The sequence below is a fragment of the Paeniglutamicibacter kerguelensis genome, assembly GCF_017876535.1.
Taxonomy (GTDB): domain Bacteria; phylum Actinomycetota; class Actinomycetes; order Actinomycetales; family Micrococcaceae; genus Paeniglutamicibacter; species Paeniglutamicibacter kerguelensis.
This window is the reverse complement of record NZ_JAGIOF010000001.1, coordinates 2,557,249-2,571,553: the sequence shown is the minus strand read 5'-3', so window position 1 is coordinate 2,571,553 and position 14,305 is coordinate 2,557,249. Positions and strand designations below refer to the sequence as shown.

The window sequence follows — 14,305 nt, the reverse complement described above, 5'->3', positions numbered from 1 at the left end:
AACGAGCAGCGGGGCGAAAGTGGGATAATTGTTCGGTGAGTGCGCAATCAAATGAACAACCCGAGACCCCGACCCGCGACCAGAAGCCGGCAATGACGCCGAACTGGGAACGCCGAGCAATCATTGATCTGGCGAACGTGCGCGAAAACGTCAAGCGCGTCTCCGAACTGGTTGCCCCCGCAAAAATCATGGCCGTGGTCAAGGCCGACGGGTACGGACACGGTGCCGTCGCGGTGGGCCGCGCCGCCCTTCAGGCTGGTGCAACATGGCTGGGTTGCGCCCACGTCACCGAGGCGCTGAAACTCCGTGAAGCAGGGCTCAACGCCCCGCTGCTGGCATGGCTCCACACCGAAGGCACGCCCTTCGAAGATGCCATTGCCGCAAACATCGACATCGCCGTTTCCGGATGGGAACTGGACTACGTGGCCCGTGCCGCCGAGGCCGCCGCACAGCCTGCCCGAGTCCACCTCAAGATCGACACCGGACTGGGACGCAACGGCAGCACGCCCGCCGATTGGGATGCCCTCCTGGGGCGTGCCTCGAGTTACCAGGAAGAGGGGCTCATGCGCATCGTTGGAGTGTTCTCCCATCTGGCGGTTGCCGATGAACCCGAGCGTCCCGAAACCGATGAACAGCTCACGGCCTTCAACGAAGCCGTGGCTCTCGCCGAGGATGCGGGCTTCGACCTTGAAGTACGCCACATTGCAAACACGCCCGCCATCCTTTCCCGCCCCGACGCGCACTACGACATGGTGCGCCTCGGCCTGGGGCTGTACGGACTGAGCCCCTTCGAAAACGAAAGCCCCGAGAGCTTCGGCCTGCGCCCGGCCATGCGCCTGGTGAGTCGCGTGGCAAACGTGAAGCGCGTTCCGGCGGGACAGGGCGTTGGCTACGGCCTTCGCTACCACACCACCGAAGACACCTACCTGGGGTTGGTCCCCATGGGTTACGCCGATGGAATTCCCCGTGGGGCCAACAACGCGCCGGTCAGCATCAACGGCAAGATCTATCGGGTGCGTGGATCCATTGCCATGGACCAGTTCGTGGTGGACCTGGGGCCCGACGTCGACGTGGAAGAACTCCTCGGGTCGGAAGTCGTCCTCTTTGGCGACGGCGGTCCGCAAGTCACCGAATGGGCCGATGCCGCCGGAACGATCAACTACGAGATCGTGACCCGCATTTCCCCACGTGTGCCCCGCCAGCTGGTGGAAGGAACATGGGGTGAATCGGGTGAGTGATCCGGTCAGTGGGGGAGCGGCCCTCAAGGCGCAGATCGCCGTGGGGGATGTCGCCGAGACGCAACGCTTCGCCCAGCGCTTGGGCGGGCTGCTGGAAGCCGGCGACCTCTTGGTGCTCACCGGTGAACTGGGAGCAGGCAAGACGACCTTCACCCAGGGCCTGGGTCTTGGCATGGGCGTGCGCGAGGGCATTATTTCGCCAACCTTTGTCCTCTCGCGAATCCACCCTTCGCTTGCCCATGGGCCGGATCTTGTCCATGTGGACGCCTACCGGCTCGAAAGCGCGGGGGAGGTGGACGACCTTGACCTGGAAAGCAGCATGGGTTGCTCGGTCACGGTGGTCGAATGGGGGCAGGGGAAAGTCGAACAACTGAGCGACTCCCGCTTGGAAATCACGCTGCTGCGCGCCGGGTCCGCCGATACCGGCGGGGAACTGGTCTTCGACTTCCACGAAGGTGAAGACGAAGAACCTCGCACCATCATCCTTGGTGCATACGGGCCACGATGGGAACACCACGAGGCGCTCGCCGAGCTTCTTAACGACTTCGACAGTTCAAGGAAATAGCACAGTGTATCTACTGGCGATTGACACCTCAGCCAATGCTTCGGCCGCCCTTCTGGATGCCACCGATGCACAAGACGTTCGCGTCATCGAATCCTTTACCTCGACGGCCAGCAACGACCACTCCGAGGTCTTGGCTCCGGCCATTGAAAGTCTGTTTAAGAACGCAGGGATCGGCGGAGACGGCCTCGCTGGGATCGTCGTCGGCGTCGGGCCGGGCCCGTTCACGGGCCTGCGCGTGGGGCTTGCCACGGCCCGCACGCTGGGCTTTGTCTGGAACATACCGGTGCATGGGGTGATGAGCCTTGACGCCATCGCGCTTGAGGCCGTGGCCGGCAACCCCGAAACGGAATTCGTGGTTGCCATTGATGCCCGTCGCAAGGAACTCTACTGGGCACGCTACACCTCCACCGGTGAACTGCTGGATGGCCCGAATGTCACGGTCGCTGAAGAGCTTCCAGCCCTCCCGGTTTACGGGGCCGGGGCAGGGCTCTACGCAGAACGCCTCCGGGCCATCGGGGCAAGCATTATTGAAGGGTTTGAGGACCTGCACCCCAGCGCGGTGGCCCTCGGCACCCGCGCCGCAAGGCTGCTTGCCGAAGGGAAACCATTGCTCTCCACGGAGCCGCTGTATCTGCGTGAATCGGATGCCAAGGTTCCCGCAGTCATGAAGGGGAAAATGCTTTGAGAAACTCCGCACATGAGTCGCAGGCCGAAGGGCTCCATACCCGTTTCATGACCAGCGACGACCTGGCAAAGGTCTGGGCCCTGGAAACAGAGCTGTTCCCCGTGGACGCATGGCCCCTTTCAATGTTTGTAGACGAATTGGCCCTCACCGACACCCGTGACTATTGGGTTGTGGAAGATGCCGACCGGATCGTGGCCTATTGCGGCCTCATGTGCGTGCTGCCCCTGGCCGATGTGCAAACGATTGCCGTGATCCCGGAATACGAAGGACGGGGGATCGGGACGCATCTGCTGCGCACCATGATTGCACGTGCCATCGACCAAAGCGCCACTGACCTGCTGCTGGAAGTCCGGGCAGACAATCCACGCGCCCAGGGCCTCTATGAACGCCACGGGTTCGAAGTGATTCACCGTCGCCCGCGCTACTACCGCGACGGCGTTGATGCCGTCATCATGCGCAAGGTCTTGATTCCTTCCGCATAACAATGGCGACGTGCTGGGCACGGCGCCGCTTCGTCTAACCCGGGTCAGGAGACCTAAAATTATGGCTATGTCTGTTTCCAATCCCCTTGTTCTTGGCATTGAGTCTTCCTGCGATGAAACAGGCGTGGGAATTGTGCGAGGAACCGACTTGCTGGTCAACGCCGTTGCCTCCTCCATGGAGGAGCACGTGCGCTTTGGCGGCGTGATTCCCGAAATCGCTTCGCGTGCCCACCTGAACGAGTTTGTGCCCACCCTTGAATCGGCCTTGACTACGGCAGGGGTCACCCTGGATGAAATCGATGCCATTGCCGTAACCAGCGGCCCGGGACTCTCCGGTGCGTTGATGGTAGGCGTCGCGGCAGCCAAGGCGCTTGCAATGGCCAGTGGAAAACCCCTCTATGCGATTAATCATCTAGTTGCGCATGTTGGCGTGGCGGTTTTGGACGGCGGCAAGCTGCCTGAGAACCTCGGCGCACTCTTGGTGTCAGGTGGCCATACAGAAATCCTGCAGGTCAATTCGCTTTCCGACGATGTCCGTCTTTTGGGGGCAACGATCGACGACGCAGCGGGTGAGGCCTATGACAAGGTTGCCCGCCTCCTCGGGCTTGGATACCCGGGTGGGCCCGTCATCGACAAGATCGCCAGGGAAGGCGACCCCAAGGCCATCCGCTTCCCCCGCGGACTGACGCTTCCCAAATTCGTGGGTAGCGCGGAAAATCCGGGCAAGCACCGGCACGATTTCTCGTTCTCTGGCCTCAAGACGGCCGTGGCACGATGCGTCGAGCAATACCAACTGCGCGGTGAAGAAGTCCCCGTTGCCGACATTGCTGCCAGCTTCCAGGAAGCAGTGGTTGACGTTATTACCTCGAAGGCCGTACGCGCCTGCCAGGAGCACGGGCTGACCGACCTGCTGCTCGGGGGAGGGGTTGCGGCCAATACGCGCCTACGCGAGCTTCTGGCTGCCCGCTGTGCCTCGGCGGGGATTACTCTTCGGGTGCCGCCCAGGAGCCTGTGCACCGACAACGGAGCCATGGTGGCCGCACTTGGGGCACAACTTGTCAGCGCCGGTGTGAAGCCGACCGGCCTGAAGTTCTCCACGGACTCCGGGCAGCCCGTGAGCCTGATTTCCTTGGTAGCTTAGTCGCCCGGCTCAGATCCCCTTGGATGGATAACTGAATTAAACGATTGAAGGGTATGCGCCAACGGCGCATACCCTTCAATCAATTAGCCAGGTCGGGAATCTAGGCGATATTCATTCGCCGGATATTGTCCTTGACCACCTCACGCAGATCTCCGCCGTGAGCGGCTGCAATCTTGTGTTGCCATTGGTAGCCGGCGCCGCCCGTGATGATGCGTTCCACGTCGGCCAGCTCAGCACTGCACCCGAGCTTTTCGGCCACGGGGGCAAGCCGTTCAAGTTCCATGCGCAGATGGTCGGTAACCAGCATTTCATCGCCTTCGGCGTTGAGGATGATGATGGCTTCCATGCCGTAGCGCGCGGCACGCCACTTGTTCTCCACCCGGTACCAAGGAGGCATGACGGGAATCGAACCACCATTGTCCAGCGTCGTGGACATGTCATCAACCAGGCATTGCGTCAGGGCGGCGATGGCCCCGATGTCTTGAAGCGAGGACAAGCCGTCCGAGATGCGCATTTCCACAGTGCCGAAGCGAGGCACCGGACGAACATCCCAGCGGATCTCCGAGATGTCGTCAATGACGCCGGTGTGCACCATGTCGGCCACGTACGCTTCGTACTGTTTCCAGGTGGAGAAATGGTAAGGCACGCCGGCTGTCGGGAGTTGCTGGAACATCAAGGCCCGCTGTGAGGCATAGCCGGTGTCTTCGCCGCCCCAGAACGGGCTGGAAGCCGAAAGCGCCTGGAAATGGGCCTGGTAGTTGATCAACCCGTCCACAATCGGAAGCGCCTTGTCCCGGGAGTCCAAACCCACGTGGACGTGAACACCGTAGATGACCATCTGCTGGCCCCACCACTGCGTTCGATCGATCATCCTGGCATAGCGGTCCTTGTCAGTGACCGGCTGCGACTTGGGCGACGCAAAGGGATGCGATCCAGCACAGTAGAGGTCAATGCCCATGGGGTCCGTGACTTCGCGAATCGACACGATGCTCTCGTGCAGTTCGGCCTTGGCCTCGGAAACCGTTTCGCAGACGCCAGTAACTATTTCCACGGTGTTGAGCAGCAGCTCCTGCTTCACGTGGGGGTGCTCTTCATCAAGTTCGAGGGAACCATGGCGGGCATGCAGCTGCGCCAAGACGTCGTCGGCAACGGAACGCAGGTCCGCCGTGTTTCGATCCACCAACGCAATTTCCCATTCCACCCCAAGGGTGGACTGGCGTGATGATGCGAATTCTATTTGCATCTAGCCTCCAAATATTTTGCGGTGAACCACCCCAAATTTAATGCACGTTCAATTCTATCGAGTTAGTTGGCGTGGTGGATGACATGAATGAAACCACCTGTTGGACGGGCCTAGGCCACGGGTTCCACCTGGATTGCAACACGCTGGTCGCCGATGCGGGTGAGCACCAAGGTGGCCTTCTTCTTGGAGCTCTTTCCGGAGCCGGCCAGAAGCACCTTGCGCAGCTCTTCCGGGGTGACGTCCATGCCGCGTTTCTTGATGTCCAGAACGCCGATCTTTTCCGCCTTGACCCATGCCCGCAGGTTCTTGACGTGGTAAGGCCGGACTTCCACCACCTTGTATGCCTTGGCCAGCGGCGTCTGGACAAAGGCATCGGTTCCAAAGTAGGCGATATGCGGGTCGAGAAGGTGCCCGCCGGTGATCTTGAGCAGTTCATCGATGAGGCCCGCGCGTATGACAGCGCCGTCCGGCTCGTAGAGGTACTCGGAGATGGGACCGACCGGCACGTCGCCGCGGAGCGCGGCGTCCGGATCGAAATCCAGGGAGCTGGTGATTTCGGTGGCCCCGTGCTCGCTGATCACGAGGGCGGCCCGGCGGATGCCCGGGCGCGCTAGCTTGCCGAACCACAGTGCCGCTTCCGTGACATCCCCGTTGACAGAAACCCACTGGACTTCGCAATTGGCTGGAATGGCGTCGTGGGGCAGGCCCGGACCCATCTTGACGCCAACGGCCAGCCCCCGGTCGGCCAGGTTCTCGACGAACGACAGTGGAGGGCTGAACGCCTCGGGATCAAAGATCCGTGATGTGCCCGAGGTGTCGGTGGTGCGGCGCGCGGGATCCAGCCACACGCCGTCGAAACCGGTCAGGTCGAATGACGTCGCATCCGCATTCACGACCCGGGCGTTCGTCCATGGCATGAGGTTCAGGGTTGTTGCGGCGGCAGTGGTTTCATCCAGTTCGACCGCGGTCACATCGATTTCCGCACTGGCCAAGGCCAACGAATCGGCGCCAATGCCGCAACCGAGGTCTGCAACCTTCTTGATGCCGGCGCGCGTGTAGCGCTGGGCATGCAGGCCGGCAATGTTCAGCCGCGTGGCCTGTTCCAGGCCTGCCTGCGTGAAGACCATGCTGTCGGCAAACGGCCCGAATTTCGTCCGCGCCTTGAAACGCAGCTGGCTCTGCTGGACCACCGCAGTGGCCAACTCGGCCGGGTGACCGGCTTTGCGAAGGCTCAGGTTCAATTGAAAAGCAGCTTCGTTGGTGCCGGCCGATGACGGGTCGACGGAATTCAACAGCTCCCATCCTGCGGACGTCAACAGGAGTGCAAGCTGGGAACTAGGTACATCGGAACTGTTGGAAGACATGGGCATAAGCCTAGCTGTTTAGGCGGCCAAGCCGCGGCGTGAGCCCCCAATAGCGGAGGGCGGCCTCGCATGACGAGCCGCCCCCACACGCCCGGAAGCCCCGGGTCCGGCTAATTGGGCAGCACGTGCCTCAGCGGCCATTCCTGGCCTTCGAGAATCACCTGGGCGCAGTAGCCGGTGCCGGCGTTGACCAACAGCGGGGCCAGCAGGTTCACCGTCGGCTGGTTGCCGGTGGTGTTGACGATGACTAGGACGCTGTTGTCCCCGGGTGCAGGATCGCCTACCAAGGCTATCTGCTCGTTGGTGAACACCGGGTTGTAATCGGCAAGGTGGATTGCGGCATCCAGCACAAAAAATCGGAGTTCTGGTGCCTGTGTGGAAACTAGGGAATAGAGCCCGATGGCTCCCTCCACCGCTTCCAGGGACAGAGTTGTTGCCGTCGGAAAGCCCGGAAGCGGGGCAACGGGGATCAGCGCGCGGCTCATCGCAGGAAATCCATCAACGACGGCTGCAGCGTGCGTGCCGCTGCGGAAAGCGCTGCCTGGTAGGCAAGTTCCTGTGTTTTGAGTTGAAGAGCAATCGACCCCAAATCGATGTCCTCAAGGAGGCTTCGCTGCCCTTCCAGCGACACGGCGTCGGTCAACAGCGATTCGTCCGCCGCGAGCACGGCCGCATGGCTGGCACCGATCGTTGAATGCACCCCAAGTGCTTTCTGCATGATTTTATCCACATCCCCAATTCGGCTGCCGATGTTTGTACCATCGATCAGCTCGGTAATTATGTTGTTCACTAACTCAAAAACGCTGGTGTTCCCCTCACCAAATACGTCGGCCCCATCTACATCGACGCGGACGCTGGAGTTCGGTCCGATGCGTCGGTCAACGCTGCCGGCCCCAGTAAAGTTGTAGCCGGCAGCTACGTCTACTGCATTGGAATCAACGGAATTGCCGGCAAAAATGTGGCGCCCCATGAACTGGGTGTTCGCAACGCTTATCAGCGAATCATGCAGTTGTTTGAGCTCCTGAACAATGGCTGCCTTGGCATCCGGCGAAAGTGCGCCATCGTTGGCACCCTTCACGGTGGCGTCACGCAGCTGCTGGAGCAAGTCCGTGGTCGTCCCCAAGGCCTTGTCGGCGGTGGACAGCCAACCGTTGGCGTCCTGTACGTTGCGCGTGAGCTGGTCATTTTGGCGCTGTTGGGCGCGGATTGCCATGGTGCTGGCCGTGCCGCTGGGATCGTCGCTGGGACGCCCGATTTCCTTTTGGGTCCCAGCCTTGTTTTGCACAGTGGCCAGGCGGTTCATGGCAACCTGAAGATTGCGGTCCGTCGTAGCGCTTAGCGATGCGGTGGTAATTCTCATCATGATCCTTGTTGCCTATCGTCCAACGAGCCCGGTGCGGTTGATAAGGGTGTCGAGCATTTCATCGACGGCCGTCATCACACGTGCGGCGCCCTGGAAAGCATGTTGGTGGGCCAGCAGTGCGACGTTTTCCTCATCGAGGGAAACCGCGGATACCGAGAGCTGGGCGGCTTGGGCGCTGGATGCCGCAACCGCGGTGGAGACGGCCTGCTGCGCTTCCGACTTGGTTGCTACACCGATCTTGATCACCATATTTGCCCACAGGGCGTCGGGGCCGTCCTTGACTTTGCCCAACTGGGACATGGCTGACGCGTTGGACCCGTCCAAGGCATTGGCCGGATCCCATACTGCGGGCGGGGTCGGGGCCTTGCCCGTGGCCAGGTCCTTGGCGCCGCTGGCGAGCACCTTCAGCGACAAGGCGGCATTGGCCGGGTCGAAACTAAAGAAGTCTTTGCCCTGAACCCCGTCAACCGTCACGCCCTTGGCCTGGGCGTCATTGACGCGTGTTGCAAGTTCCACTGCGATGGAGTTCAACGACTTGGCCGATTCCGCAAGTGCGCCGCCGGTGCCGGTTGTGTTGGACGGTGCAATAAGCGAGAGCGCTCCCGCTATTCGGCCAGATTCAAGACCTATCGAATCACCTGGACGGTGGGCCCACCGCAAGGTAGCTGCGGGGTCGGTATCCATTGACTGTCCTCCGGCGACCTCGACGGGGCGAACCGTGGTGCCGCTGACCAAGGCGTTTCCACCAATCAACACGTCAATGGTTCCGTCAGGCGACTCGCGAACGGTGGCCCCGGATAGTTCTGCAATGCGGTCGCTGAGCAGCGCGCGCTGATCTAGAAGGGCGTTGGGAGCGCCGCCAGCGGCAACCGACGAACGAATCTGGCCGTTCAGTTCCGCGATGGCGGTGGCAGCGGTGTTGATTTCGTTGGCCATCGTGTCGAGGCCTTGCCTTTGGGCATTCCACTGGGTGGATATCTCCGTGTGCGAGAGGGAGATCCGGTCTACCACGGCCTTTGCCCGTTCCAGCAGGACGGCCGCGGGGGAGGTCGCCCCCGGCTGGGTGGCAACGTCTTCCCATCCAGCCCAAAACTCATTGAGCAAGGCGGAAAGGCCGTTTTCGCCTGGCTCGCGGAGGACTCCCTCAAGGTTGGAAAGACCCTCGGCGCGCACATCGGCCTGCGAGGCAAAGGCCAAGGTCCCGCGGACGCGGGCTTCGAGGTGGGCATCGGAAAGCCGTGCAATGCCCGTGAGGGCTACGCCTTGTCCCACGCCATTGCGAGAAGTCAGAAGCCCCGTCTGTGCAACGGAACCGACGGAAACAAAGTCGGCGCGCTGGCGGGTGTACCCCTTGGTGCCCACATTGGCCAAGTTGTTGCCGGCCGTTTCCATTGCCAAGCGTGCCGCATTCAGGCCTGTCATAGCAGTATTCAGGCCACTGAACGTGCTCACGGGGACTCCTTAGAGGTTTGTGTCGATGATGTGTGCCCCGACGTGTTGCGCCGGGGATGAGCCCTTGGGCCCATAAAGCGAAGAGTCTTCACCCAAAGTGGCAAGTGTCTCTTGGGTTGATCGGAATGCTGCGCGCAGGTACTGCTCGTTTGCGTCGCGGAGGCTGGCTATTTCGGTGCTTGTTGACCGCAATGCACCAAGGTGGGCAGCGAAGATTTCCTTCCACGGGCCATCGGGTGCCGATCCGATTATCTCTGCCAGCGAGGAATCGTCGGCAAGTCCCCAATCGGCTGCAACGCCTGAAGCCTCCAGTGCGCGCACCAAGCCCGCTGTGTGGACTTTTTCCAGAACACTTTCAATTTCTCGGGTTGCCAGGTCAATCCAACGCGATTTTCCTGCCACGAGTAGCAAATGCTGCTCTTCCAATTTGAATTGAAGCAGTTCGAGTAATTCGCGTTCTTTCCATAACAGCACCGAAAGCTCATTGGTTCCCATGGATGTTTTCCTCCCAAAGCTCTAGGTATCCCCCAAAATTTCCCCAGTTGGTTCAATCTATCGGCTTCATAACGACACGCGTTAGCCAAAATAACCCCACAAAGTTGAATTTGCCGCTAATATCTCATGTGGCGAGGTTCTTTGGGGAGAAATTGCCGTTTGGCCAGTGACAATACGCACCGGCCTGGGACTCTCTCTATGCGGTAAGGAACGCCCCAGTGGATCTAGAAGCACGCAACCAATTGGTTGTAGAGAATTTGCCACTTGTTGGCTATCTCGCGGCGGAAATGTGTGCGAAAGCAACGCACCTTTCCCGTGAAGATCTTGCTTCGGTCGGTGCTATTGCTCTCATCACGGCCGCCGAGGCATTCGATCCAAAGATTGGCGTTCCATTCGGCGCATATGCCCGTCGACGCATCGTCGGCGCCTTCGCCGATGACATGCGCTCCAACGATTGGGCCACACGAGGTGCACGGAAGCGCATCACCGAAACCCGCACGATCCAAGCAACCTTGACCGCGGCCATGGGCAGGACTCCCACGGTCGCCGAGCTCTCCGAGGCCATGGGCAAGGACCAGGAATCGACAATTGCCGCGCTTACTGATTCTGCACGCACGGTTGTCGGCATCGACGATGCGATGAACGATTACCTAAGTTCGAACAACCTCACACCTGAAGAATCCGTTCTTGAAGTCGAAAGCGTTCTGGTAGTGCGCGAGGCGGTGGCCGCGCTGCCGGAGAATTTGCGCATGGTGATTGAGCGCATTTACTTCCAGGGGTCCACCGTCAAGGAACTGGCAGCCGAAATGGGAATCACACATTCGGCGGTGTCGCAGCGTCGAACCTCTGCGGTGAAGCTGCTGCAAGAGGGCTTGCAAAAAAACTACATGCCCGAGGTTTCGCCGGTACCTTCAGCGGCCTTGACCCGTGCTGCAGCGCAGCGCCGAGACGCCTACCTGCATGAGTTTCAAGACCGGGCCACGGGAGGAATCGCCCGTATGGCATACGGCACCGAGTCATTGGTGCCTGCGGTTTAGGTTCCTTTCCAATAATTTTCCGGGAACCGCTAACCCCATGTTGATGACTGCCGATAGTCGGTGATTGAGGTCCATGGATGGACCTCGTACCAGACACCCGTCTCACGGAGGAATTCACCATGGGTATGCAAATCAACACCAACATTTCGGCGCTCAACTCGCACCGAAACCTGTCCAACACGCAGAACGACCTTTCCAAGTCGCTCGAAAAGCTCTCCAGCGGCCTGCGCATCAACCGTGCAGCTGACGACGCTGCCGGCTTGTCCATCTCCGAGGGCCTGCGTTCGCAGGTCAACGGCTCGGCTGTTGCAGCACGCAACGCCCAGGACGGTATCTCGGTCATCCAGACCGCTGAAGGCGCCTTGACCGAGGTTCACTCGATCCTGCAGCGCGTTCGTGACTTGGCCGTCCAGTCCGGCAACGATTCGAACAACGCCGATTCACGTGGTGCTATCAAGACCGAAGTTGAGGCCCTGGGCAAGGAACTCACGCGCATCAGTGAGTCCACCAACTTCAACGGCATTAAGCTGCTCGACACCGCTGCCGCTGCAACGGATATGACTTTCCAGGTTGGTGCCGGCGGATCTGCTACCGCGGATCAGATCGATGTCAAGATGACTGACGTTAGCCTCATTGGCACCGCGGTTACTACCCTTTCCGCGGCCGGTTTCGCAGACAAGACCGCAGCGCTGGCCACGATTACTGCACTCGACGGTCACATCAAGACCGTCTCCACTGCTCGTTCAGGATTGGGTGCTTCGCAGAACCGCTTCGAATCGGCAATCAACTCGCTGAACGTCTCCCGCGAAAATCTCTCTGCTGCAGAGTCCCGCATCCGCGACGTTGACATGGCCGGCGAAATGGTCAAGTTCACCGCCAAGAACATCCTGTCCCAGGCCGGTACGTCCATGCTCGCGCAGGCAAACCAGTCCACCCAGGGCATCCTTTCGCTGCTCCGCTAGAAATTCTGGCTCGGACTAGCATGATCGTTTTCTAAACCGGGATGCCAAGTTGGCATACCCCCAAGCTGCCAACAGGTAAGTCAACGGTTGAGGAAACACAAAGCATCACCCAAGGATCTCCCGTGGCATCCGCGCAGCACTTTGTGCGCGCTTGCCGCGGGAGATTCTCGGTATACAAATAAGACTGAAGAAGCGGAGACGGCATGGGCCTGGCACTCGACGGACTAGCCAGTGGATTGAACACCACTGAACTGATCAAATCCCTGATGCAGGTTGAAGCGATTCCGCAGAACATCCTGAAGAACAAGGTCAAATCCACCCAGACTATGGTCAGTGCCCTGCAAGCGCTGAACACCAAGGTAGCCGATCTGGCCAACCTTACTAAGAAGCTGGCCAAGCCCGAGTCCCTTCAGCTTTTCACCACCTCCAGCAGCTCCGATGGCGTCAAGGCTACCGCCGGAGCCGGTGCCAACCCCGGTTCCCTGGACGTCACTGTAACGAAGCTTGCCCAAAGCCAGATTCACGTATCGGAGGCCGTAACTGAATGGCCTGCCTCGAAGTTTGCCATCAAGTCCGCGGATGGAACCAAAACCACCAACATCGTTGCCGATTCGAATTCGCTGGATGATGTAATCAAGGCCGTCAACGCGTCCGATGCCGGCGTCAAAGCTGTCAAGGTCGCAACTGGTGACGGAACATTCCGTGTGCAATTCTCCTCAACGGATACCGGTGCCAAGAACGCTTTCACCATTACCAAGGCCGATGGGAGTACCGCGGAGGATCTGAAAGTGATTCGAACGGCGGAGGACGCCGCGTTGACTCTTTGGGCGGGCACCGACGCCGAGCAAAAAGTTGGTTCCGCCACCAATACCTTCACTTCCTTGCTTCCGGGCGTGGACGTCACGGTATCCAAGACATCAACGGAACCTGTCACTATTTCGGTGGCCCGCGACACAGAATCAACCTCTAAGACTGCTTCGGATTTGGTTGATTCCCTCAATGATCTTTTCAAGTTTATTGCCCTAAACTCGGCAGTCACAAGTGGTGTGGGCGGTTCAACATCCGGCATGATTTTCACGGGCGACAGCACTGCGCGGGACGTCAAGAAGCAAGTGATGGATGCAGTGGTCATGCCAATCGATGGAAAGTCGCCATCGGAGATCGGCATCTCGATCACCAAAGACGGCAAACTGGAATTCAACGCAGAAAAGTTTGCAAAAGTTCTGGCCGAGGACCCGGCGCGCATCGAATCTGTGATGCAAACTGTTGCCTCACGCGTTTCAACAGTCACCGCGAACCTGTCGGACAAATACGACGGGATAATCACCATGCACATCAAGGGGCAGGAATCCATGGTTTCCCGGCTTGATGCCCAGGTCCTGGATTGGGACCGACGACTTGCTACGCGCGAAGCCTCCCTAAAGCGCACCTATTCCGCCCTTGAAGTGCAGTTGAGCAAGCTCAATTCCCAACAGAATTACATGGCCTCGCAGCTTAACTCCTTGAGCACGGGTGCGCAGGGCAAATGATGATGAATCCCGCACAGAAACGCGCGCAGCTGAACCGCGAAGCAATCCTCTCGGCCAGCCCGGCGCGCTTGCTGACAATGCTCTATGACCGGTTGCTTCTTGACCTGAATAGGGCTGAAGCAGCGCAGCTGGCGCAGGACTGGATCGCTGCCTCCGACAACCTCATGCATGCGCAGGACATTATTGCCGAACTCGTTTCATCCCTGAACACGGATTCTTGGGACGGCGCGCAGGGCCTGCAAAGCCTGTACGCCTTCGCGACCCAACTGCTGGTCAATGCGAACATCCGCCGAGATCCGGCACTGACGCGCCAAGCAATCTCCTTGCTGGAACCACTGCGGCAGGCATGGCACGAAGCTGCGGCCGTTCCGGTGGCCGCTCCTGCGCGCGATGGCGGTACGTTCGTTGGCTAAGAATGCAACTCTGATCTCGGCCGAAGAATCATGGATTTCTGTGTTGGAACAAATGGAAGACGACATGGCCCGGTTGCGCCGATGTGCTCTGGACAGCGAAGAGCTTTTTGAGTTGCCCACCAGCTGGAGCCCACCGGAGGACGTGGGTCCGCTGCCGTCGAGCCTTGCGCCACGGGCACAGGCTATCTTCATGGAAATGCAGGAACTTGCTGTGGTCCTCAAGGACCGGCGAGATGAAACGGCGCGGCAACTGCGTGCGGTTGATTCCATCCCTCGATCCATGAGTTCCACATCCGTCTACCTGGATCTGGTTGGATAGCTGCAAATAGCTAACGG

16 protein-coding genes are annotated in these 14,305 nt (G+C 59.9%); 10 read left to right on the top strand and 6 right to left on the bottom strand.

What is annotated here, in order from left to right; genetic code table 11:
- The first annotated feature begins 92 nt into the window (after positions 1 to 92).
- The 5 genes from alr (at position 93) to tsaD (ending at position 4,111) form a co-directional block, all read left to right on the top strand.
- Positions 93 to 1,238 (top strand): alanine racemase, encoded by a 1,146-nt coding sequence (gene alr / locus JOF47_RS11715; protein WP_210001603.1) that lies wholly within the window; start codon positions 93 to 95, stop codon positions 1,236 to 1,238.
- Positions 1,222 to 1,803 (top strand): tRNA (adenosine(37)-N6)-threonylcarbamoyltransferase complex ATPase subunit type 1 TsaE, encoded by a 582-nt coding sequence (gene tsaE, locus JOF47_RS11710; protein WP_209998365.1) that lies wholly within the window; start codon positions 1,222 to 1,224, stop codon positions 1,801 to 1,803. The genes alr and tsaE overlap by 17 nt, the downstream gene beginning before the upstream one ends.
- A gap of 4 nt (positions 1,804 to 1,807) precedes the next feature.
- Positions 1,808 to 2,488 carry a tRNA (adenosine(37)-N6)-threonylcarbamoyltransferase complex dimerization subunit type 1 TsaB gene (gene tsaB / locus JOF47_RS11705; RefSeq protein ID WP_209998355.1) on the top strand — a complete coding sequence of 227 codons (681 nt, stop codon included), beginning with the start codon at positions 1,808 to 1,810 and terminating at the stop codon, positions 2,486 to 2,488.
- Entirely contained in the window at positions 2,485 to 2,970 is a 486-nt protein-coding gene (gene rimI / locus JOF47_RS11700) for a ribosomal protein S18-alanine N-acetyltransferase (RefSeq protein ID WP_281070241.1), read from the top strand. The genes tsaB and rimI overlap by 4 nt, the downstream gene beginning before the upstream one ends.
- Before the next feature lie 67 nt (positions 2,971 to 3,037).
- The gene (gene tsaD / locus JOF47_RS11695) at positions 3,038 to 4,111 is read left to right on the top strand and encodes a tRNA (adenosine(37)-N6)-threonylcarbamoyltransferase complex transferase subunit TsaD (RefSeq protein ID WP_210001601.1); all 1,074 of its coding nucleotides are present in this window, start codon (positions 3,038 to 3,040) and stop codon (positions 4,109 to 4,111) included.
- 100 nt (positions 4,112 to 4,211) lie between these two features.
- Here tsaD and JOF47_RS11690 read toward each other — a convergent pair whose 3' ends face one another.
- The 6 genes from JOF47_RS11690 to JOF47_RS11665 form a co-directional block, all read right to left on the bottom strand.
- On the bottom strand, positions 4,212 to 5,354 hold the full coding sequence (locus JOF47_RS11690; RefSeq protein ID WP_209998350.1) for a glutamate--cysteine ligase: 1,143 nt from the start codon (positions 5,352 to 5,354) through the stop codon (positions 4,212 to 4,214).
- Between the two features lie 110 nt (positions 5,355 to 5,464).
- Positions 5,465 to 6,718 (bottom strand): class I SAM-dependent methyltransferase, encoded by a 1,254-nt coding sequence (locus tag JOF47_RS11685; protein ID WP_209998349.1) that lies wholly within the window; start codon positions 6,716 to 6,718, stop codon positions 5,465 to 5,467.
- A gap of 110 nt (positions 6,719 to 6,828) precedes the next feature.
- Complete coding sequence (locus JOF47_RS11680; protein WP_209998347.1) at positions 6,829 to 7,203, bottom strand: flagellar assembly protein FliW; 375 nt, start codon at positions 7,201 to 7,203, stop codon at positions 6,829 to 6,831.
- Entirely contained in the window at positions 7,200 to 8,081 is an 882-nt protein-coding gene (flgL, locus tag JOF47_RS11675) for a flagellar hook-associated protein FlgL (RefSeq protein WP_209998345.1), read from the bottom strand. Before flgL ends, JOF47_RS11680 begins: the two co-directional genes overlap by 4 nt.
- Before the next feature lie 12 nt (positions 8,082 to 8,093).
- Positions 8,094 to 9,533 carry a flagellar hook-associated protein FlgK gene (gene flgK, locus JOF47_RS11670; RefSeq protein WP_209998343.1) on the bottom strand — a complete coding sequence of 480 codons (1,440 nt, stop codon included), beginning with the start codon at positions 9,531 to 9,533 and terminating at the stop codon, positions 8,094 to 8,096.
- 9 nt (positions 9,534 to 9,542) lie between these two features.
- The gene (locus tag JOF47_RS11665) at positions 9,543 to 10,028 is read right to left on the bottom strand and encodes a flagellar protein FlgN (RefSeq protein WP_209998333.1); all 486 of its coding nucleotides are present in this window, start codon (positions 10,026 to 10,028) and stop codon (positions 9,543 to 9,545) included.
- Positions 10,029 to 10,246: 218 nt separating this feature from the next.
- Here JOF47_RS11665 and JOF47_RS11660 point away from each other — a divergent pair, with 218 nt between their 5' ends.
- The 5 genes from JOF47_RS11660 to JOF47_RS11640 all read left to right on the top strand — a co-directional run bounded on the left by JOF47_RS11660 (position 10,247) and on the right by JOF47_RS11640 (position 14,288).
- Entirely contained in the window at positions 10,247 to 11,065 is an 819-nt protein-coding gene (locus JOF47_RS11660; protein WP_209998331.1) for a sigma-70 family RNA polymerase sigma factor, read from the top strand.
- Between the two features lie 119 nt (positions 11,066 to 11,184).
- Positions 11,185 to 12,027 carry a flagellin N-terminal helical domain-containing protein gene (locus tag JOF47_RS11655; RefSeq protein WP_210001599.1) on the top strand — a complete coding sequence of 281 codons (843 nt, stop codon included), beginning with the start codon at positions 11,185 to 11,187 and terminating at the stop codon, positions 12,025 to 12,027.
- 203 nt (positions 12,028 to 12,230) lie between these two features.
- Positions 12,231 to 13,556 carry a flagellar filament capping protein FliD gene (fliD, locus tag JOF47_RS11650; protein ID WP_209998328.1) on the top strand — a complete coding sequence of 442 codons (1,326 nt, stop codon included), beginning with the start codon at positions 12,231 to 12,233 and terminating at the stop codon, positions 13,554 to 13,556.
- The gene (gene fliS / locus JOF47_RS11645; RefSeq protein WP_342592762.1) at positions 13,553 to 13,969 is read left to right on the top strand and encodes a flagellar export chaperone FliS; all 417 of its coding nucleotides are present in this window, start codon (positions 13,553 to 13,555) and stop codon (positions 13,967 to 13,969) included. Before fliD ends, fliS begins: the two co-directional genes overlap by 4 nt.
- Entirely contained in the window at positions 13,962 to 14,288 is a 327-nt protein-coding gene (locus JOF47_RS11640; RefSeq protein WP_209998326.1) for a hypothetical protein, read from the top strand. Before fliS ends, JOF47_RS11640 begins: the two co-directional genes overlap by 8 nt.
- The last annotated feature ends 17 nt before the right edge of the window (positions 14,289 to 14,305 follow it).